General features: G+C 65.7%; 16 protein-coding genes and 2 pseudogenes. 14 read left to right on the plus strand and 4 right to left on the minus strand.

Features of this window, described 5'->3' with window-relative positions:
- Positions 1-15: 15 nt before the first annotated feature.
- Positions 16-2,428 (minus strand): annotated as a pseudogene (locus P9254_RS21140) (glucan 1,4-alpha-glucosidase).
- Between the two features lie 222 nt (positions 2,429-2,650).
- On the opposite strand from P9254_RS21140, the gene P9254_RS21145 reads away from it, so the two are divergent.
- Positions 2,651-3,928 (plus strand): sensor histidine kinase, encoded by a 1,278-nt coding sequence (locus P9254_RS21145; protein WP_095826252.1) that lies wholly within the window; start codon positions 2,651-2,653, stop codon positions 3,926-3,928.
- Positions 3,928-4,668, plus strand: coding sequence for a response regulator transcription factor (locus tag P9254_RS21150; RefSeq protein ID WP_066998258.1), 741 nt, complete (start codon positions 3,928-3,930; stop codon positions 4,666-4,668). Before P9254_RS21145 ends, P9254_RS21150 begins: the two co-directional genes overlap by 1 nt.
- A 22-nt stretch (positions 4,669-4,690) precedes the next feature.
- Here P9254_RS21150 and P9254_RS21155 read toward each other — a convergent pair whose 3' ends face one another.
- A complete protein-coding gene (locus P9254_RS21155) occupies positions 4,691-5,029 on the minus strand; it encodes a putative quinol monooxygenase (RefSeq protein ID WP_095826251.1) in 339 nt (112 codons plus the stop codon).
- A gap of 142 nt (positions 5,030-5,171) precedes the next feature.
- Between P9254_RS21155 and P9254_RS21160 the strand changes: the two genes are divergently transcribed.
- The 10 genes from P9254_RS21160 (at position 5,172) to P9254_RS21205 (ending at position 15,678) form a co-directional block, all read left to right on the plus strand.
- Entirely contained in the window at positions 5,172-5,366 is a 195-nt protein-coding gene (locus P9254_RS21160; RefSeq protein ID WP_067323038.1) for a tautomerase family protein, read from the plus strand.
- Positions 5,366-6,256 carry an SMP-30/gluconolactonase/LRE family protein gene (locus tag P9254_RS21165; protein WP_095826272.1) on the plus strand — a complete coding sequence of 297 codons (891 nt, stop codon included), beginning with the start codon at positions 5,366-5,368 and terminating at the stop codon, positions 6,254-6,256. Before P9254_RS21160 ends, P9254_RS21165 begins: the two co-directional genes overlap by 1 nt.
- A gap of 95 nt (positions 6,257-6,351) precedes the next feature.
- Complete coding sequence (locus tag P9254_RS21170; RefSeq protein WP_066998252.1) at positions 6,352-7,368, plus strand: ABC transporter substrate-binding protein; 1,017 nt, start codon at positions 6,352-6,354, stop codon at positions 7,366-7,368.
- 45 nt (positions 7,369-7,413) lie between these two features.
- A complete protein-coding gene (locus P9254_RS21175) occupies positions 7,414-8,877 on the plus strand; it encodes a sugar ABC transporter ATP-binding protein (RefSeq protein ID WP_278057088.1) in 1,464 nt (487 codons plus the stop codon).
- A gap of 1 nt (position 8,878) precedes the next feature.
- Positions 8,879-9,853, plus strand: coding sequence for an ABC transporter permease (locus P9254_RS21180; protein WP_127247317.1), 975 nt, complete (start codon positions 8,879-8,881; stop codon positions 9,851-9,853).
- A 3-nt stretch (positions 9,854-9,856) separates the two neighbouring features.
- Complete coding sequence (locus tag P9254_RS21185; RefSeq protein WP_095779808.1) at positions 9,857-10,804, plus strand: ABC transporter permease; 948 nt, start codon at positions 9,857-9,859, stop codon at positions 10,802-10,804.
- A gap of 146 nt (positions 10,805-10,950) precedes the next feature.
- Positions 10,951-11,976, plus strand: a complete 1,026-nt coding sequence (locus tag P9254_RS21190; protein WP_067323051.1) for a BMP family protein — start codon at positions 10,951-10,953, stop codon at positions 11,974-11,976.
- Between the two features lie 163 nt (positions 11,977-12,139).
- Positions 12,140-13,651, plus strand: coding sequence for an ABC transporter ATP-binding protein (locus tag P9254_RS21195; RefSeq protein WP_278057089.1), 1,512 nt, complete (start codon positions 12,140-12,142; stop codon positions 13,649-13,651).
- Between the two features lie 30 nt (positions 13,652-13,681).
- A complete protein-coding gene (locus P9254_RS21200) occupies positions 13,682-14,737 on the plus strand; it encodes an ABC transporter permease (RefSeq protein ID WP_095826246.1) in 1,056 nt (351 codons plus the stop codon).
- Positions 14,734-15,678: an ABC transporter permease gene (locus tag P9254_RS21205; RefSeq protein ID WP_278057090.1), complete on the plus strand. Its 945-nt coding sequence runs from the start codon at positions 14,734-14,736 to the stop codon at positions 15,676-15,678. Before P9254_RS21200 ends, P9254_RS21205 begins: the two co-directional genes overlap by 4 nt.
- 161 nt (positions 15,679-15,839) lie before the next feature.
- Here the strand turns inward: P9254_RS21205 and P9254_RS21210 are convergent, their stop codons facing one another.
- Positions 15,840-16,607 carry an SDR family NAD(P)-dependent oxidoreductase gene (locus tag P9254_RS21210; RefSeq protein ID WP_095799677.1) on the minus strand — a complete coding sequence of 256 codons (768 nt, stop codon included), beginning with the start codon at positions 16,605-16,607 and terminating at the stop codon, positions 15,840-15,842.
- 280 nt (positions 16,608-16,887) lie between these two features.
- Between P9254_RS21210 and P9254_RS21215 the strand changes: the two genes are divergently transcribed.
- Positions 16,888-17,037, plus strand: a complete 150-nt coding sequence (locus P9254_RS21215; RefSeq protein ID WP_082953811.1) for a hypothetical protein — start codon at positions 16,888-16,890, stop codon at positions 17,035-17,037.
- 155 nt (positions 17,038-17,192) lie between these two features.
- A complete protein-coding gene (locus P9254_RS21220; RefSeq protein WP_278057091.1) occupies positions 17,193-18,194 on the plus strand; it encodes an LLM class flavin-dependent oxidoreductase in 1,002 nt (333 codons plus the stop codon).
- A gap of 158 nt (positions 18,195-18,352) precedes the next feature.
- Here the strand turns inward: P9254_RS21220 and P9254_RS21225 are convergent.
- Positions 18,353-19,011, minus strand: a pseudogene (locus P9254_RS21225) (cysteine hydrolase family protein).
- Positions 19,012-19,116 lie beyond the last annotated feature (105 nt).

A 19,116-nucleotide genomic window follows, 5' to 3' on the forward strand; every position in this document is an offset into this window, starting at 1 on the left:
CTTGAGGAAAGAACCTTACTGGCTATCCGAAGGATCGATGCCGACGGTGAAGTCGACATTCTCCCAACGGCTCGCTTCGGGCCAGAAAAATGTGAAGACGACCGTCGATCCCGGCTGCAGGCCGGCGACATCCAGGTCAACCAGGTGGACGCCGAAGGCGTTCTCCACCGTGTTGTCGTCGCGCACCGTCAGCCACTTGTCGCTACTCCAGTGAACCACGCCGCGCGCCGCAAGTTCCACGCGCAGGAGCTTGCCGGCGGGAAGCGAGCGGATCTTGTTGTTGAAGCGCCATGTCCTAAACGGCGACACGGTCTTGCGCTCGATGTAGCGCTCGACGCCCTGCGGCGGCATGTCGAAGACCTTGCCGTCGCGCAGCGAGCGCAGCAGCTTGATGTGCTCGGCATGCGCCCAGACCAGCGGCATGGCGCTGCCCGATGGCGCGCCGAGCCGCAATTCGCGCTCCGGCAGGTCGGGTCTGTCCCAGACCTGCTCCGGCAGCAGGCCGCCTGCACCGGCAGAGCGCTCGAAGGTCTCGAGCAGCTCGGCCGCTTTGCCGGGTCGCCCCGCGGCCAGCTCGTAATGCGCGCGCTCGCCGGCGAGCAGCGGCCAGGGCCGGCCCCGGCCGGTGCCATCGAAGGGCGAACCATCCTCATGCTCGCCATAGCCGTCGCCGGAATAGCGGTACCAGAGCGGGCCCTGCGGCAACTCGCAGCGCAGAAGCGCGTCGATGGCTTTGACGGTGTTGACGATCCGCGTATCGTCGGCGGCTCTCAGCCCGAAGCGGACCAGCGCCAGCGCATCGGGACTTATGATGGCCTCGGCCGGCCGATGGCTATCGCCGGGCGGCCGGTTCTTGATCGGCACGAAACCGTCCTTCGGCGAAGCGGCGCCAGCACGGTCGGGCGGTGCGATGCGGACATAGTAGCCGTCGACGCCCTCCCTGGCGCAGAGTTCGGTGCCGGTGACATAGGTCCAGCGCTCGATCTGGTCGTTCCAGCAATCGGCCGTCTCGCGCAGATAGTTTGCCGGCTCTTTTTTGTCGCAAGCATCCAGCATGTCAGCCGCCGCAAGCAGCGCCGCGATCTCGACGCCGAGCGTGAACGGGCTGTAGCCGGCGTCCTCTTCCCAGCGGTCCTCGCCGGTGACCGGGCCGTTGCGCACCACATAGGAAGCCGCGCTTTCGATCATGGCTAGGAAGTCGTCGAGCTTCGCGCGCGGCAGATGACCCGCGCGGCGGAGCGCGTCGGCAAGCAGCAGCGGAAAGGCGCATTCGTCCATCTGAATGCCAGGCCAGTAGGGCGTGCCGCTCGCCCAGCAGTTCTGCGGCCAATGACCGTCCGGCTGTTGGATCGAGCGGAGATAGGTGAGAATATCGAGCGCCTGCCAGGCGTCGCCGGCTGCAAGGAAGCCCCCCGCCGTTTCGACCAGGTCGCGCGGCCAGACCAGATGGTAGCCGCCGAGATCGTCGTCGCCCTTGTTGAAGCCCCAGGGGATCGAAAGACTGGCGACTGCGGCTCCAGGCCTGGCGATCGACAGATGCGAGGCAAGCACCGCGGTACTGACGCGGTAGGAGGCCGGAGGCGGCTTGCCTGTCGAGCGTCTCCAGGCCGGACTGAAATTTCCGCCAGCTGGCGGCATAGGTTTCGGCGGCCGCATCGAAACCGTCCTTCAGGCTGGCCAGCGCGGCTTCAGCCGCCTCTTCCGGCGAGGCGCCGAAGCCGAGCGCCAGCAATGCGGTGCCCTTGCCTGTCGAGAAGCCGATCTCGCCGGTCAGCGCCACATTGCCATCCTCCGCGCGCTCAGCGGCAGGATCGAGCGCGCCGCTATTTCGCAGCTGCTGCCAGCCGTCGGAGAAACCGACATAGCCGGCCGAGCAGGCGCCACAGGGCAGCGAGGCGGCAAGCGCGAGCGAGACGCCGCGGCCTGACGCAAAGAGGATACGCTGCCCCTTGTGCTCGCCGAGCCAGGCGGTGTTGCCCATGCCGCGATTGACGAGATGCGGCGCGAGCAGCGCGTAGACCTGGTAGTCCGAGGCTGAGCCTTTGAGCGCCGCGAATGTAATTTCCTGCAGCAGAACGGGCCGTTTCGAATCCGTAACAATGCGCTTTTCAATCCGATAGGAGCCATTGACCGCCGTGTTGACCAGGCGATAGCCGGGGACGCCGGCTTCGAATGGCTCGACAAGATGGGCGGCATCGCGTTTCTCTTCCGAGAAATAGCCATCGGGACCGGTAATGATCAGCCCCAGGTCGCGCGTGCAGGCGCTGTCGAGGCGGGGATAATAGACCTCGTTCAATATGCCGTGACTGATGGTGAACCAAAGCAGGCTGTTCGCTGAAAGCCCGGTGCCGACGCCGCTCTTGGCGCTTGACGTCCAGCGCGCGGGAATTCCCGGGGCGCCCTGAGCAACGGTCGGCGTCACTGCCATCAATTGGCCTCCTGCGGCCGTTCCTAGACCAGGAGCCGGCGGCTTTTCAATCGCCGCACCCGAAGTTGATCGGGCTCGGGTCGCTTGACCCATCGTTGACAGCGGCGCCGTCAAGCGCTCACTATTTCTCGGGCAGGGAGGAACTGCGGAAACAGGATCGAGGCCGCGCGGCGCAGCTTGGCTGTCGTTCCACGGCATTCATCAGGGGGACAGGGAGGAGACATGTCGGAGGTATCTCCCCAGCTGATCGATCGGCTGCTCGCGATCTCGCGGGCGCTCGCCGGCCATATCGATCCGGGCTCAGCGTTCCGGGCGACAGCGATCGAAATCGGCACGCTCATCCCGCACGACCATATCGATCTGGCGGTGTTGTCGCTCGATGGGCGCATGCATGCCTGCTACGAGGCCGGCTTCCATACCAGCTGGAGCGATCTGGCGCAGCATCCGGTCGAGGGCAGCCCGATCCGGCGCGTGCTGTGGGGCGACACGCCTTATCTTCTGACCGACAACGCGCTTCTCGACGACCGATTCCACTTCGAGGGAGCGTTCGACGGACCGATCTTCGCCGCCAAGCTGCGCAGCCGCATCATCGTGCCGCTGCGGGCACGCGGCAGCGTGATCGGCGCGCTCAACATCAGCCGGCACAAGGCCGGCTGCTACTCGCAAGAGGACGTCGAGGTCGCTCAGCAATGCGCCGACCTCATCGGGCCCTATATGTTCGCGCTGATCCAGACAGAGGAAGCGCGCCGCGCCATGCTCGCCGAAAGCGAGGCGCGCAACCGGGCGGAACTGCTGAGAGTCGGCGCCTCGCAACTGACCGAGGGCATGGAGCGCGAGCGGCGCCGCATGGCCATGGACCTGCACGACCAGACGCTCGCCGACCTTGCCCGCATCGCACGTCAGGTTTCTGCGTTCCGCAGCCGGGGCGTGGCGCGGACGGCCCAGCTTGCCGATCTCGAGCAGGAGGTGGCGGGCTGCCTCGCGGAGCTGCGCCACATCGTCGACGACATGCGGCCGAGCGTCCTGGAACTGTTCGGCCTGCGCGACGCGGTCGAGGCACATCTCAACCGCAGCGTTGCCAGGGCCAAGCCGCCGATCGCGGTGCGCATCGCCGACACCAGCGACGGCAGCGCCGACGGCCTGTCGGAAACGCTTCGCACCGCGCTCTACCGCATCGTGCAGGAAGCCATCAACAATGCGGTCCGTCATGCCGCGCCAAGCCGCATCGAGGTGCAGCTGGCGTCGACGGCAACCACATTCAACGTGACCGTCACCGACGACGGGCATGGCTGCGGCGCGATCGATCCCGCCGCTCAAGGCGGCATCGGCCACATGCACACGCGAGCGGCCCTTGTCGGGGCGCGGCTGCGTTTCGAGCCGGCCGACCGCAAGGGCGGCACCAGGGTCGTGATCGAGATCGATCGCGAGTCCGCCGAGGCCGAGGCGGCGGCGTGCGGCACCGCGATAACCGAAGCTCAGCCGGTGGCGGAGGCAGTCTGATGCTGGTCATGATCGCCGAAAATGACGGGCTGCACCGCACCTTCGCGCGGCGGACCGTCGAGCAATTGTGGCCCGGCGATGTCGAGGTGATCGAAGCCGGCGACGGCGAGGACGCCATCAATCTTGCGGCGGAACGGCAGCCGCCGCATGTCGTGCTCGACCTGCAACTGCCCAAGGCGACCGGAATCGAGGTGGCGCGCGCCATCTGGAGCCAGCGCGCCGGCACGCATATCCTGTTCTGGTCCAACTTCGCCGACGAGGCCTATGTGCGCGGCGTGGCGCGCATCGTGCCGCCGGGGTCGGTCTATGGCTATGTGCTGAAATCGGCGACGGAAGAAGGCATGCGCTCGGCGCTGCGGGGCGTGTTCCGCGAGGGGCATTGCATCATCGACCGCGAGATCCGCGGCATCCAGCACCGCGTCCAGGACCGGTTCGAGGGCATCACCGACGGCGAATATGAAAGCCTGATCGACATCGCGCTCGGCCTCACCGACCGAGCGATCGCGGCGCGGCGCGGCCTGTCGATCCGCGGCGCGCAGAGCCGCATCAAGCATGTCTACGAGAAGCTCGGAATAGTGCCGCCGGAGGAGGGTGCTGGCGAGGCGTCGGTGTTCAATTCGCGCACCCGCGCGATCTATCTGGCCATGGCCCGAGGCCTGATCAACATCGATGCGCTGCGGCGCGAGCAGGAGCAACTCGACGCCTGGCTCGCGCAGGCAACGCCGTTGCAGGAGCAGTAAGCCCCGCGATGGGCGGACAGGCTCAGCTTGAATGCTGATTGCTCTTGGCCCTCAGAACGATCGGCTCGGTCTCGATCAATCGAAGCGACCTGACCATATCAGCCGTCCGCGCCTTGTATTTGAGAAAGTGCGGCGCGGTCAGGTGAGCTTGGTATGCGGAATGATCGACATAGCATTCGATGACGCGCACCGTTTCGGGCGAACCCTTTATCGAGACCGCGTGCAGGAACAACACGCCAGGCTCGTTCTGCACCGAGGCCTCGATCTCTTCGGCGAGCAAGGCCCTGAAGCTTTCGAGCTGGGATGCCTCGATCTCCAGTTCCGCAATCCGCACGATCGGCCTGCCGCATCTCTCTGCCATCCATGGTTCTCCTGTCTGCAGCCGTGGATGCCGGTGCCGACTGTGCAAAACCACAGTCGGTGCTGCGCTTAGACCGCTATCGCCCGGTCCGCGTCCCGACTAGCTTTTGTCCTACAAAAACAAAAATCCCGGGGAAGCGCTCATGCCGTTCGTCAGCATACGGATACTCGAGGGTCATTCGCAAAAGCGCAAGAACGAGATCTCTCGCCGGGTCACCGAGGCGATCAGCGAGGTCGCCGGACTGCCCATGGACGCGATCTGGGTGGTGATCGAGGACGTGCCGGGCAGCGACTGGTTCGTCGCCGGCAAGCCGGTGCGGGAACCCAAGAGCCCGTGATGTCGATCCCGGCGCGCGCCCGTCATTCCGGCTTTGATGACGTCGTCGGCAATGCGGCGATGGAGCGGCTCGCCACCGGCTACGGCTTCATCGAAGGTCCGGTGTGGCATCCCTATGAGAAATGGCTGGTCTTTTCCGATATTCCGCAAAGCCGCATGTACCGGCGCAGCGCTTCCGGCGAAATCGCGGCGTTCCGCGACCCGAGCCACATGGCCAACGGCAACACGCTCGACCGGCAGGGGCGGCTGGTGACCTGCGAGCACGCCAGCAGCCGCGTTACCCGCGCCGAGCCGGGCGGCACCACGACCGTTCTCGCCACGCATTACCAGGGCAAGCAGCTCAACAGCCCGAACGACATTGTCGTTGCTACTGGAGGCTCGATCTATTTCACCGATCCGACCTACGGCCGAGCGGAATTTTACGGCGTGCCGAGGCCGCAGGAACTGTCCTACCAGGGTGTCTACCGGATCGACGGCGACGGCGCCGGGCTGACGTTGCTTGCCGACGATTTCGCGCAGCCCAACGGGCTCTGCTTCTCGCTCGATGAATCGCGGCTCTTCGTCAACGATACCACGCGTGGCCACATCCGTGTGTTCGGCGTCGAATCCAATGGTGACCTCAATGGCGGCGCCGTATGGGCTGTGACCGAGGGCGATGCGCCAGGCGCGCCGGATGGGATGAAGATCGACAGCCGCGGCAACCTCTATTGCACCGGCCCGGGCGGCATCCATGTCTTTGACGCGTCGGGCGATCTCCTCGGCGTCATCGCGACGCCGGAAGATTGTGCCAATTTCACCTTCGGCGACGAGGACCTGCGGAGCCTCTACATCGCCGCGTCGACGTCGCTCTACCGGCTGAGGGTACGGGTGCCGGGATTGAGGCTGTTTTGAGCGGGACCGTTCGCGCTCAGATCGGATGGGAGTGAAGCCGGCCCGCAGGGGCCGGTGGGAAGTGCAGCAGTCAACACATCTGGGAGGATAATGACATGAAGAAACTACTGGTCTTGAGCGCCTTTGCAGCCATGCTCGCCTCGGGCACCGCGCTTGCCGACACGAGCGGCAAGAAGATCGCCTTCTCCAACAATTATGCCGGCAATTCGTGGCGCCAGGCGATGCTCGACAGCTACGCCATCGTCACCAAGAAAGCGGTCGAGGACAAGGTCGTGGCGGCGGCGGATGTCTTCACCACCGCCGACAAGGAAGTGCCGACGCAAGCCGCGCAGGTGCAGAACCTGATCCTGCAGGGCTATGACGCCATCGTCATCAACGCCGCCTCGCCGGATGCGCTGAACGGCGCCATCAAGCAGGCCTGCGACGCCGGCATCGTCGTCGTTTCCTTCGACGGCATCGTGACCGAGCCTTGCGCCTACCGCGTCGTCGTCGACTTCAAGGACATGGGTAGGCAGGAAGTCGAGCAGATGGCCAAGTTCCAGCCGAAGGGCGGCAATTTGCTGGAAATCCGCGGGCTGGCAGGCACCTCGATCGACGATGCCATCCATGCCGGTATCCTCGAAGGCGTCGCCGCCCATCCCGAGTTCAAGATCGTCGGCTCCGTGACCGGCGACTGGGACCAGACCACGGCGCAGAAGGCGGTGGCGACCATCCTGCCGTCGCTGCCGGAGATCGTCGGCGTCGTCGACCAGGGCGGCGACGGCTACGGCGCCGCGCAAGCGTTCGCCGCCGCCGGCAAGCCGCGTCCGACCATCATCATGGGCAACCGTCAGGACGAGCTGAAGTGGTGGAAGGAGCAGAAGGACAAGGACGGCTACCAGACCTGGTCGGCCTCGATCGCGCCTGGCGTGTCGACGCTCGCCTTCTGGGTAGCGCAGCAGGTGCTCGACGGCCGCAAGGACGTGCCGCACGATCTGCTGGTGCCGTATCTCGCCTTCACCCAGGACAATTTCGAGGCCGCGCTGCCGAAGATCAAGGAAGGCGGCGTCGCTACCCACGAATACACCCAGGAAGACGCGATCGCGGCCATCAAGGCCAACATCAAGCAATAGCGGCGCGACGTTGCCAGCCGCATCGCCGACCGGATATCGTTGAGGATGCTCCAGGCTATTGCAGACATCGTCAGGCTGGACGGCGCCGAAAAGCACTTCGGCGCCGTCCGCGCGCTCAACGGCGTCGACTTCCATGTCGGCGCCGGCGAATGCGTCGGGCTGGTCGGGCACAATGGCGCCGGCAAGTCGACGCTGATGCATATGGTTGCGGGCACGCTGCGGCCCGATGGCGGGCAGATCGCGGTGCGCGGCAATCAGGAAGCGAGCTATTCCGTGGCGCGCGCGCTCGAGCTCGGCATACGCTGCGTGTTCCAGGAGCTGTCGCTCTGCCCAAACCTCAGCGTCGCCGAGAACACGCGCATCAACCATCCCTCGCTCAGCGGGCTCGGCTGGCGGCGCAAGGCCGCCGATCTCATCCAGGCCAAGCTCGACGAGATCTTTCCCGACCACGGCATCGCGGCGGACGACATTGCCGGCGATCTGTCGATCGGACGCCGCCAGATGGTCGAGGTGGCGCGCGCCTTCACGCTGACCCGCGAGCCGCTGCATCTGGTCATCCTCGACGAGCCGACCTCGTCGCTCGATGCGCACACGGCCGGCCAGCTGCTTTCATTCGTGCGCCGCTTCGTCGCCGCGGGCGGCAGCTGCATCCTGATCTCCCATGTGCTGGGCGAGGTGCTGCAGAATGCCGACCGCATCGTGGTGATGCGCGACGGCAAGGTGGTCGCCGCCGACGCCGCAAGCGCGTTCGACCGGGACAAGCTGGTCGCCGCGATGGGCGGCGCCGGGGAACATCAGAAGGCCGCCGCCGAGACCCGCAAGGTCGCGGTCGGGGCGCTCAGGGTGCGGGCGCGCCCGGCGCGGCAGCAGGATGGCAAGGAGCTTGTCGCCCGCGCCGGCGAGATCATCGGCCTTGCCGGACTCGCGGGGCATGGCCAGACGGACCTGCTCCTCGCGATCTTCTCGGCCGCCTCGCGCGCCAGGGCCGGCATCGAAGTGACGGCGCCGGTGGCGCTGGTCGCCGGCGACCGCCAGGCGGACGGCATCTTCGCCCAATGGTCGATCGCCCGGAACATCGGCATCCGCTCGCTTCAGCGCCTGCGCGACGGCCTGCTGATCTCGCCGCAGCGCGAGGCGGAGCTGGCCGAATTTTGGAAGAAGAAGATCGGCATCCGCACGCCGGACATGAACAACAACATCTATTCGCTGTCGGGCGGCAATCAGCAGAAGGCGCTGTTTGCGCGCGCGCTCGGCTCCGATGCCGAGATCGTGCTGATGGACGATCCGATGCGCGGCGTCGACATCGGCACCAAGCTCGAAGTCTACGACCTCGTGCGCGAGGAGGCCGGAAAGGGCCGCACCTTCCTCTGGTACACGACCGAAACCGAAGAGCTCGACAATTGCGACCATGTCTATGTCTTCAAGAACGGCCGCATCGTCGCCAATCTTGGGCGCGACGAACTGACGGAGGAGAAGATCATCCAGTCCTCGTTCGGCGACACGGCCTGAGATGACGGCGATCGCTCCCGGCACGGTCCCCAAATCCTCGCGCGGCAGCGCGGCCCGCGCACGCACGCTGCGCAGCCTGCTGCCGGCGCTGTCGCTGGCGCTGGTGCTGATGGCCATCGCCTGGCTCAATCCGCGCGCCATCAGCTATTTCGGCTTCAATCTAATGCTGAACCTGGCGATCCCGATCGCGCTGGCGACGATCGCCCAGATGTTCGTCATCGCCGGCAATGAGCTCGATCTCTCGATCGGCACTTTCGTCGGCTTTGTCGGCTGCGTCACCGCCACCTGGCTCAGGGATGCGCCGTTCATCGGTGTCGCTGTGCTGCTCGGTTCAATCGGCGTCTACGCGCTGCTCGGCGCGCTGATCCATCTGCGCAACCTGCCCTCGATCGTGGTGACGCTCGGCATGAGCTTCGTCTGGCAGGGGCTGGCTATCCTCATCCTGCCGAAGCCGGGCGGCAAGGCTCCGGACTGGCTGCTGGCGATCATGTCTTTCAAGCCGCCCTATATCCCGTTCCCTATCCTGGCGGCATTGCTCATCGCGGCGATCGTGCATTTTGGCCTGATGCGCACTTCATATGGCGTCATCCTGCGCGGTTCCGGCGGCAATGCCGCGGCGCTCAGGCGCGCCGGCTGGTCGCTGCTCAAGACAAAGATCGTGCTCTTCGCGCTGACGGGCCTGTTCGGCGTGCTTTCCGGCATGGCGCTGATCGGCATCACCACTTCGGCCGACGCCAATATCGGCAACGGCTACACGCTGCTTTCGATTGCCGGCGTCATCCTTGGCGGCGGCGAGTTCGTCGGCGGCCGGGTGTCGCCGATCGGCGCGGTCATCGGCGCGCTGACGCTGGCTTTGGCCGCCTCGCCGCTCCTGACCTTCATGCACATCCCGCCCGATTGGCAAGTGGCCGCCAATGGCGCGATCCTGATCATCGTGCTGGCGGCCCGGGTGCTGATCAGCCGCAGGGAGAGGTGAACGATGACCTCTGTCCGGATGCTGCTTGAAAAACCCTGGCTCTGGTCCTTCGTCGGCGCCGTTCTCGTGTGGGTGGCGACCGTCGCCTTCACCGGCGGCTATGGCGCCGGCGGTATGGTCACGGCGGCACTTTCGCTTGCCGTCTTCACCGTCATCGTCGGCGTCGGCCAGATGTTCGTCATCACGCTCGGCCCCGGCAATGTCGACCTGTCGCTGCCCGCCAATATCGGACTGGCGAGCGCGGTGGCGATGAAGGTTATGGGCGGCAGCGATTCGATGATCGTCGTCGGGCTGTTGGCGGCGCTCGCCTGCGGCGCGGCGATCGGCGCCATCAACTATCTGCTGATCTGGGCGCTCAGGATTCCGCCGATCATCGCGACGCTGTCGGCGAGCTTCATCATCCAGTCGGTCGACATCAGCTACGGGCGCGGCCTGCAGATCAAGCCGCCGCCTGGCTTTGCCGATTTCACCAACTGGCAGGTGCTGGGGATCCCGGTGCTGGCGATACTGACGGTGGTCTTCACCATCGCCGCGGCGCTGGCGCTGCAGCGCATGATCTATGGCCGCTCGGTGCTGGCGATCGGGCAGAACATCCGCGCCGCCTGGCTGGCCGGCGTCAATGTCGGCCGCATCCGCTTCCTCACCTACACGCTTTGCGGCGCGCTGGGTGGCATCGACGGCGCGCTGCTTGCCGGCTATTTCCGCGGCGCCAATGTCGATATCGGCAATGAATATCTGCTCGCCTCCATCGCGGTCGTCGTCATCGGCGGCACCTCGGTCGCCGGCGGCAAGGCCAACGTGCCCGGCGTCTGGGGCGCCGGCCTGTTCCTGGTGCTTTTGCTCACCATGCTCAACACCTTCGGCGTCAGCGCCGGCGTGCGGCTGGTGCTGACCGGGCTGATCATCGTCGGGGTGATCACGGCGGCGGGTGGCGAGAAGGCTGTGCGGTGACAAGTCGCGAGGAGGGGGTCGCTCTGCGGGGTCTCTCCAGCCAAATTTGACCATGTGGACAAAGGTCGGGCGTCGTTCCATAGTCCTCCCGTCTGACATGTTTTGAACGGCCGGCTCGACACGGTCGTCGAGCAGAGGGGATTTCAATGGAAAACGATCATCGCAAAACGCAACGCGCCGGCCTGTCGCGGCGCAATGTGCTGGAACTCGGCGCCCTCGGGCTGACCGCGGCGGCGCTGCCCGGCGTGGCCTTCGCCAAGGACAAGAAGCTGAAGGTGGCGGCGATCTTCGCGACGCCGATCGAGGAGCCCTGGGACAACCAGATCCATGTCGCCCTGCAGAAGGCCGAGAAGGAGCTGGGCATCGAATACAAATGGTCGGAGAAGGTGCAGACCGCCGACTTCAGCCGCGTGATGCGCGAATATGCGCAAGGCGGCTACCAGTTGGTGCTGGGCGACGCCTTCGCCGCCGAGCGCGAATCGCGGCGCACGGCAAAACAGTTCCCGAAGACGGCCTGGCTGTTCGGCTCCGGCGCCGGGCCTGCGGAACCCAATTTCGGCGTCTTCGACAACTGGATCCACGAGCCGGCCTATCTCTCCGGGCTGATCGCCGGCAAGATGTCGAAGTCGGGCACGATCGGCGCTGTCGCGGCAATGGGCATTCCGGAAGTGAACCGCCTGGTCAACGCCTTCTTCGCCGGCGCCAAGGAGGTCAATCCAAACATCAAGCGGAAGGTCGCCTTCATCGGCTCCTTCTTCGATCCGCCGAAGGCCAAGGAGGCCGCGATCGCGCAGATCGATGCCGGCGTCGACGTCATCTATGCCGAGCGTTTCGGCGTCATCGAAGCGGCGGTCGAAAAGAAGATCTACGCCATCTCCAACATGTCCGATCAGTCGAGCCTCGGACCCGACACGGTGATCACCGGCCCGGTATGGAATATGTATCCGACGGTCGAGCAGGCGATCAAGCTGGTCAAGGCGGGCGTCTTCACCGCGCAGGACTATGGCGACTTCTCGCGCATGGCCAAGGGCGGCTCCGATCTCGCCCCCTATCACAAGTTCGAGAAGACGCTGCCGGCCGAGGTCAAGGACCTGGTCGCCAAGAAGAGAGCCGAGATCCTGGAAGGCAATTTCCGCGTCGACGTCGACGAGAACACGCCGGTGTCGGATTGACCAGTACCCTCCCCCTTGCGGGGAGGGGTGCCGAGCGAAGCGAGGCGGGAGGGGTCGTCTCAACCGCTCGACCTTGACGACTGAAGATGGAGCGCGTCGCGGGCGACCCCACCCGGCCCTGCAGGCCACCCTCCCCTCGAGGGGAGGGATATTAGGAGCATCCTTGCCCGTCCCACTGATCGAAATGCGCGGCATCACCAAGAGCTTCGGCGCCGTCAAGGCGAACGAGGGCGTAGATCTCAGCGTCGCCCCCGGCGAGATCCTTGGCCTGCTCGGCGAGAACGGCGCCGGCAAGACGACGCTCATGAACGTGCTGTTCGGCGCTTATGCGCCGGATGCGGGCGAGATCCTGGTCGAGGGCAGGCCGGTCGCCATCCACAATTCGGCCGATGCACTCGCGGCCGGCATCGGCATGGTGCATCAGCATTTTCATCTGGCGCCGCGGCTGACGGTGCTGGAAAACCTCTTGATCGGCATTGCCGGCAAGTCCGGCCGCATCGACCGCACGGGCGGGCTGGCGCGGCTGAAGGAGATCGGCCGCCAACATGGCTTACATCTCGATCCCGGCCTGCCGGTCTCGGCGCTCTCGATCGGCGAGCAGCAGCGGCTGGAAATCATCAAGGCGCTGTTTCGCGGCGCCAGGCTCCTGATCCTCGACGAGCCGACGGCGGTGCTGGCGCCCAGCGAGGTCGATGGCCTCTTCGCCGCGCTGCGCTCGATGGCGGCGCAAGGGCTCGGCATCATCTTCATCTCGCACAAGCTCAACGAAGTCAGGGCGCTCACGCATCGTTGCGTCGTGCTTCGGCATGGCAAGGTCGCCGGCCGCGTCGATCATCCGGCAGGAACCACCTCGGCCGAGATGGCCAAGCTGATGTGCGGCCACGAAATCATGCCGCCGATCAAGGAGGTCTCGACGCCGGGCGCGCCCGTGCTGACGCTCGACGGCGTTTCCACCTCAGGTCATGGCGGCACGCCGCTGCGCGAGGTCTCGCTCTTTGTCCGCGCCGGTGAGATCCTCGGCGTTGCCGGCGTCTCCGGCAATGGCCAGCGGGCGCTGGCTGATGTGATCTCCGGCATGCTGTCGCCGAGTGCCGGTTCGATGACGATAGCCGGCAAAGCAGTTGCGCAATTTTCGCCGCGCGAGCTGCAGGCGCTCGGCCTTGGCCGCATTCCGGAGGACCGGATGACGACCGGGCTGGTCACCAACCTGCCTTTAGCCGACTCCATGGTGCTGCCCCGCATCGGCACCGAGGCTTTCAGCCGCAAGGGGCTGCTCGATCCGGCGGCGATCCGCGCCTTCGCGGAGGCGCAGATCAAGGCCTATGACATACGCTGTCCCGGCCCCATGACGCGCGCCGGCGCGCTTTCCGGCGGCAATCTGCAGAAGGCGCTTTTGGCGCGCGAGCTCGCCTTCGACCCGAAGGTGCTGATCGTTTCGCAGCCGACGCGCGGCCTCGACATCGGCGCTGCACGGTTCATCCACGAAAAATTCCTGGCCATGCGGGCGAAGGGTTGCGGGATCATTGTGATTGGCGAGGATCTCGAGGAATTGCTGATGCTCTGCGACCGCATCACGGTGATGTATGAGGGTCGCATCGCCGGCACGCTTTCCGGCCCGGAGGCCACCGTCGCGAGGCTTGGGCTGCTGATGACCGGCGCGGAGGGGAGGGCGTAGAGCTATGGAATTGCCTCGGGAGCACGCCTGATGTTCCGTCTCGAAGTCCGCAGCTCGACGCCGGCCTGGTTCAATCTCGCACTGCCGCTACTCGCCATCGCCGTCGCGCTGGTTTTGTGCAGCGGTCTCATCGCCGTCGCCGGCGCCGGTGTCATCGAGGCCTATGGCGTGATGCTCTCGGCCTCGCTCGGCGACAGCTACGCAATCACCGAGACGCTGGTGCGCGCCGCGCCGATGATCTTCACCGGCCTTGCGGTGGCGATCGCCTTCCGCGCCAAATTCTGGAACATCGGGGCCGAAGGCCAGCTGCTGGCCGGCGCGGTTGCGAGTTGTGCCGTAGGCGCCATCCCGATGCCGGGACCGCTCGCCATCCTGCTGATGGCGCTGGCCGGCGCGGCGGCCGGCGCCCTCGTCGCGCTGGTGCCGGCGACGTTGCGCGTCAAATTCAAGGTCGACGACGTGGTCAGCTCGCTGCTGCTCAACTCGGTCATCTATTACGCGCTGATGGCGCTGATCGAGGGGCCCTGGAAGGACACCTTTTCCGGTTATCCGATCTCGCCGCCAATCGAGGATTCCGCCTATTTCCCGGTGCTGATCGAAGGCACAAGGCTGCATATCGGCGTCGTCGTGGCGCTGATCGCAGCGCCCGTTTGCTGGTTCCTGATCGCGCGCACCACGCTCGGCTTCCGCATCCGCGTCACCGGCGAGAATGCGGAGGCGGCCCGCTATGGCGGCATCAATACCCAGCGCGTGCTGCTCTCCACCGCGCTGCTTTCCGGCGCGCTGGCCGGACTGGCCGGCGTCGGCGAGGTTGGTGGCGTCCATTTCCAGGTGATGAGCGACATCTCGCCGGGCTACGGCTATTCCGGCATCGTCGTCGCGATGCTCGCCAGGCTCAATCCGCTCGGCGTCGTGCCGGCCGCGATCTTCCTTGCCGCGGTCATGACCGGCGCCGAGGCGATGTCGCGCGCGACCGGCGTGCCGGCCTTCCTCAGTGAGGTCATCCAGGGTACAGCGCTGCTTGCGATGCTGGTGGCGCTGCTCTTCACCGCCTATCGCATCCGCCGCGTGGGGGCGCCCGCATGAGCGCGGTGTTCGAGCAGATTTTTCAGGTCGGCTTTCTCGCAGCCATCATCCGCATCGCCACACCGCTCGCCTTCGCCACGCTAGGCGAAATGTTTTCCGAGCGGGCCGGCGTGCTCAATTTGGGCATCGAAGGCATCATGCTGTTGGCGGCCATGGCCGGCTTCACCGCCGCCAGCCTGAGCGGCAGCCTGTGGCTGGGCGTGCTGGTGGCCTTGCTTGTCGGGGCGGCGATGGGCGCGCTGCATGCGCTGTTCACGGTGGCCTTGGGCCTCAGCCAGCATGTCTGCGGCATCGGCGTGACGCTGTTCTGCTCTGGGCTCGCCTATTTCCTCTACCGACTGATCTTCGGCCAGCAATCGGTGCCGCCCAGCATCAAGGGCTTTCAGCCGGCGCCGATCCCCCTGCTGTCGGACATTCCGATCCTGGGTCCGGCGGTGTTCAACCAGTTCACGCTGGTTTATCTCGCGATCATCGCCGTTCCGTTTGCCGCCTTCGTCCTCTACCGCACGCCCTGGGGGCTGTCGGTGCGCATGGTCGGCGAGAACCCGCGCGCGGCGGATTCCGCCGGCGTCAGCGTGATCGCCACGCGCTTCCAGGCGGTGATCCTCGGCGGCGCGCTGATGGGTCTTGCCGGCGCCTTTCTCACCATGGCGCAGTTCAACGCCTTCACCTTCGGCGTGGTGTCGGGGCGCGGCTGGGTGGCGATCGCGCTGGTGGTGTTCGGCCGCTGGGACCCGTGGCGTTCGGCGGGCGCGGCATTGCTCTTTGCCTTCGTCGACGCGCTGCAGCTCAGGATGCAGGCCAGCGGCCTCGGGCACATCCCTTACGAAGCCTTCCTGATGCTGCCCTTCATCTTCACCATCGTCGCCATGGCCTTCATTTCGCGCAACGCGGTCGCGCCTTCGGCGCTGCTGAAGCCGTTTCGACGCGAGGAACGGTAGGTAGATTCTTTCCTCGACGGTTGCAAGGTGGTTCCCCCAACGGATCAAGGTGCAAGAACCTTCCTGCACCGCCAAGGGTCGCCCCCCCACTCCGTCGAGCTGCGCTCGACACCTCTCCCCCGATCGACGGGGTAGAGGAAGGGCGCCCAGCTTGGGACGCCTCAGATCGCCGTGAAGGCGTTGTCGACGAACAGATGCGCGCCGTTGACGAAGCTCGATTCGTCGCTCGCCAGGAACAGCGCCGCCTTGGCCACTTCCTCCGGCTCGCCGATGCGGCCCTGTTGCGCGGCCATGGCGGCATCGGAAACATCGACGCCGAGCTTCCCGAGGTCGGCGACCTCGCGCATTCCGTGCGGCGTGCGGATGAAGCCGGGACAGATGGCATTGCAGCGGATGTTGCGATCGCGGAACTCCACCGCGATGGCACGCGCGAACATGTGGCAGGCGCCTTTAGTGGTGTCATAGAGCACTTCGTTCGGCGTCGCTGCCACCGCCGAGATCGACGAGGTGCAGACGATCGAGCCGCCGCCGGCGGCGATCATGCCGGGCAGCACCGCGCGCGTCATCAGGAACATCGAGCGCACATTGACGGCGTGCAGCCAGTCCCATTCCTGCAGGGTCGTCTCCAAGAAGGGTTTAATCACGATGGTGCCGGCGTGGTTGAACAGCACGGTCACCGGCCCGAATTTTTCCGCGGCCGCCTTCGCCGCCGCCTCGACCTGCGCCTCGTCGGAAACGTCGGCTACGAAATGCTCCGCGACATGGCCGCGCGCGCGGATCGCCACGGCGGTCTTGCCGGCGGCCCCGCCATTGCGGTCGATGATCGCAACCTTGGCGCCTTCGGCGGCAAACAGCTCGGAAGCCGCTCCACCCATGCCCGTCGCGCCGCCCGAGATTATGGCGACCTTGCCCGCCAGCCTTCCACCCATGTTTTTCTCCCTGAGTCCTGTGAGACTATTTTGATGCTATCCCCTCGCGTACCGAATAGCCAAGCGCTTGAACGAGGCCGTTTGCCGCCGAAAAGCCGGAGCTACAGGCATTTTGTCGGATCCTCCCGGTGGCGCATCTCCGCACGTTTTTCGATCTCGGTGAGAATAAACGCCCCTCAAGTTGCCGTTTCCGAGGACGTCCTTCCAAAAACCGGCGCAAAATAGCACTCGACAAAGTCTACTAACTTTATAGATTAATGGCCGAGAACGAGGTTCGACCATGACCTACATGCAGAATGCTCAGCGCAAGGGCCAGAGGCTGACCGCCGACCAGAGCTGGAGGCCCGCCTATGGCGGAACCTTCGCCTATCTCGTTTTCGCGCTGGCATTCGTGTTCACCGGCGCGGTGGTGCTTGGGATCATCCCCTGACAGAGCCGGGGGCCCTACGGCCCCGCCGTCCAAAAATCTGAGTTGGAGTAACCGGAGTAGATAACTGGCCGAGCGCCAGGGCGCGTCGGCGCGCCTGCGCGCATTGGATTGTTCGAGGTGGAGCGGGGCAAGCCAACGTGACGGAGGAGATGGCAATGCCGATCGAGTTCACGCATGTTCCCGGTAAGCCTGCGAATGGCAGCTTCTTCTACGATTTCGCCGAGACGGCGACCAAGCTGTCGCTGATCGAGGATGCGGGGTTCCGCAAGCTGGTGATCGACGATCCGGCCGGCCTGCTCGCCAACATGGACATCGCCGCGCAGACGCTCGACCGCACCCCGGCGCTGGAAGTGGTGCTGACGCACTGGGCCGGCGTGGTCGAGCCGACCGTGGCGGCAAGGCAGCTCGCGGCGCTCGACTTGAGAGGCGGCGGCCGCCTGTCGCTCAGGATGCTGAGCGAGCCGCTCCAGGACAGTGATGCCGAGGCGCGGCCGGTCGGCCACAGCGTGGTGTGGCAGCGCATCGACGAATATCTTGTGCTGCTGAAGCGGCTGTGGTCGAACGACGAGCCCTTCGACCATGAAGGCGCCTTCTACAGCGTCAAAGGCGGTTACGTGCCGCGCAAGGGCCCGCATGGCGGCGACCTCACCATCCGGCTCGGCGGCCAGTCCGGCACCGCGCTGAAGGTCGCCGGCCGGCATGCCGATATATTCGAGCTGGCGGCCGGCTCGCCGGACGAAGTCGCGCAGCTGATGCAGCGTGTGCGCGGCGCTGCAGCCGAGCACGGCCGCGCCGGCAGATTGCGCTTCGCGCTTCCCGTCCGCATTCGCCCCGAAGGCTGGTCCGGCGCCTCCGACCACAAGGCGGTCGAGGTCGCGGGGCCGCCGGCGCGGCTTGCGCTCTCGCTGTTGCCCTATGCCGCGCTAGGCATCGAGGAATTCATGATCTGCGGTATCGACCGTCCCAGCGAGATCGCGCGGATCGGCCGCGAGACGGTCACGCTGATCGCGAAATTCGCTGGCGCGGTGCGACGCCGACACCCTGGCGCCAGGAACGTTCGCGTCGCGCTCGTTCACCGGGGCACACCTTCGGTGAAATCGCCGGATGGCGGTGAGACCGGCCGCTGCGGCTGCCGGTTTCATCAAGACGGGACATAGTGAAGACATTGATCAAGGTCACTGCGGTTGACATGGCTTGGCTCCGTCTGTCCTGGCGGCGGCGGCTAAACGTGAAGACGAAAGCGTCGCCGGCAACGGAACGGTGCACGCAAAAAGATTTGTGACCGATGGATTCTTGTGATCCCGAAATCCCGATATCAATCCCGTTCTTCTGCGATCCGCGACAGCGCGGCGATGACCGCCTCCGAGCTCGCCAGCGCGCCGAAGACGCCGTCCTCGACCGTCACCATATGCAGCGCGGCTTCGTGCGCCCGGCCGTCGCCGCTGGCGCAGGCGTCCGCAATCGTCAGGCATTGGAAATTGCGGTCGCAGGCCTCGCGCAGCGTCGTGTGAACGCAGACATCGGTCGTGCAGCCGGTGAACATCAGATGGGTGATGCCGCGCGCCCTCAGCACCAGTTCCAGATCCGTATAGGTGAAGGCGCCGTTACAGGTCTTGTCGACAATGATGTCCTCGGGCCTGACTTCTATGTCGGCGACGATCTGGAAGCCTGGGCTGGAGCGCAGCAGGATATCGGTGCCGTCCAGTCCCGCCCGCTTGCGGCGCCATTTTTCGTAAGCCGTCATATCGGCCATGTCGGCGCGGTAGCCTTGCCTCGTATGGACGATTGCGAGGCCGGCGGCGCGCGCGGCCGCAATCAGCCGATTCACCGTCGGCAGAATGGCCCGCAGCGGCGAAGGGTCATAGCCTTTCCTGGCGAAATAGCCTCCTCCTGCAGGTCGATCACGAGCAGGGCGGTGTCTTGCGGCACCAGCCTTCCGTCATAGGGGAAGTCGAACGGGGTCGCCCTGATCATCGCCTGCTGCCTCGGTTGTGGCTGACATGGTGGCCCAGCGACGGCGTCGCAGTCCAGACCTCACGGCGTCCCCGGCTACCGGCGCGCGACCCGGATATTTGATGG

Origin of the sequence: Mesorhizobium sp. WSM4983 (genome assembly GCF_029625765.1) — a bacterium.
Taxonomy (GTDB): domain Bacteria; phylum Pseudomonadota; class Alphaproteobacteria; order Rhizobiales; family Rhizobiaceae; genus Mesorhizobium.

Bases quoted from the DNA above. Each gene is read 5' to 3' on its own strand.
- P9254_RS21220 (WP_278057091.1), top strand. From the start codon at position 17,193: ATGCCGATCGAGTTCACGCATGTTCCCGGTAAGCCTGCGAATGGCAGC.
- P9254_RS21145 (WP_095826252.1), top strand. From the start codon at position 2,651: ATGTCGGAGGTATCTCCCCAGCTGATCGATCGGCTGCTCGCGATCTCG.
- P9254_RS21175 (WP_278057088.1), top strand. From the start codon at position 7,414: ATGCTCCAGGCTATTGCAGACATCGTCAGGCTGGACGGCGCCGAAAAG.
- P9254_RS21180 (WP_127247317.1), top strand. From the start codon at position 8,879: ATGACGGCGATCGCTCCCGGCACGGTCCCCAAATCCTCGCGCGGCAGC.
- P9254_RS21150 (WP_066998258.1), top strand. From the start codon at position 3,928: ATGCTGGTCATGATCGCCGAAAATGACGGGCTGCACCGCACCTTCGCG.
- P9254_RS21205 (WP_278057090.1), top strand. From the start codon at position 14,734: ATGAGCGCGGTGTTCGAGCAGATTTTTCAGGTCGGCTTTCTCGCAGCC.
- P9254_RS21160 (WP_067323038.1), top strand. From the start codon at position 5,172: ATGCCGTTCGTCAGCATACGGATACTCGAGGGTCATTCGCAAAAGCGC.
- P9254_RS21170 (WP_066998252.1), top strand. From the start codon at position 6,352: ATGAAGAAACTACTGGTCTTGAGCGCCTTTGCAGCCATGCTCGCCTCG.
- P9254_RS21190 (WP_067323051.1), top strand. From the start codon at position 10,951: ATGGAAAACGATCATCGCAAAACGCAACGCGCCGGCCTGTCGCGGCGC.
- P9254_RS21155 (WP_095826251.1), bottom strand. From the start codon at position 5,029: ATGGCAGAGAGATGCGGCAGGCCGATCGTGCGGATTGCGGAACTGGAG.
- P9254_RS21210 (WP_095799677.1), bottom strand. From the start codon at position 16,607: ATGGGTGGAAGGCTGGCGGGCAAGGTCGCCATAATCTCGGGCGGCGCG.
- P9254_RS21200 (WP_095826246.1), top strand. From the start codon at position 13,682: ATGTTCCGTCTCGAAGTCCGCAGCTCGACGCCGGCCTGGTTCAATCTC.
- P9254_RS21165 (WP_095826272.1), top strand. From the start codon at position 5,366: ATGTCGATCCCGGCGCGCGCCCGTCATTCCGGCTTTGATGACGTCGTC.
- P9254_RS21215 (WP_082953811.1), top strand. From the start codon at position 16,888: ATGACCTACATGCAGAATGCTCAGCGCAAGGGCCAGAGGCTGACCGCC.
- P9254_RS21185 (WP_095779808.1), top strand. From the start codon at position 9,857: ATGACCTCTGTCCGGATGCTGCTTGAAAAACCCTGGCTCTGGTCCTTC.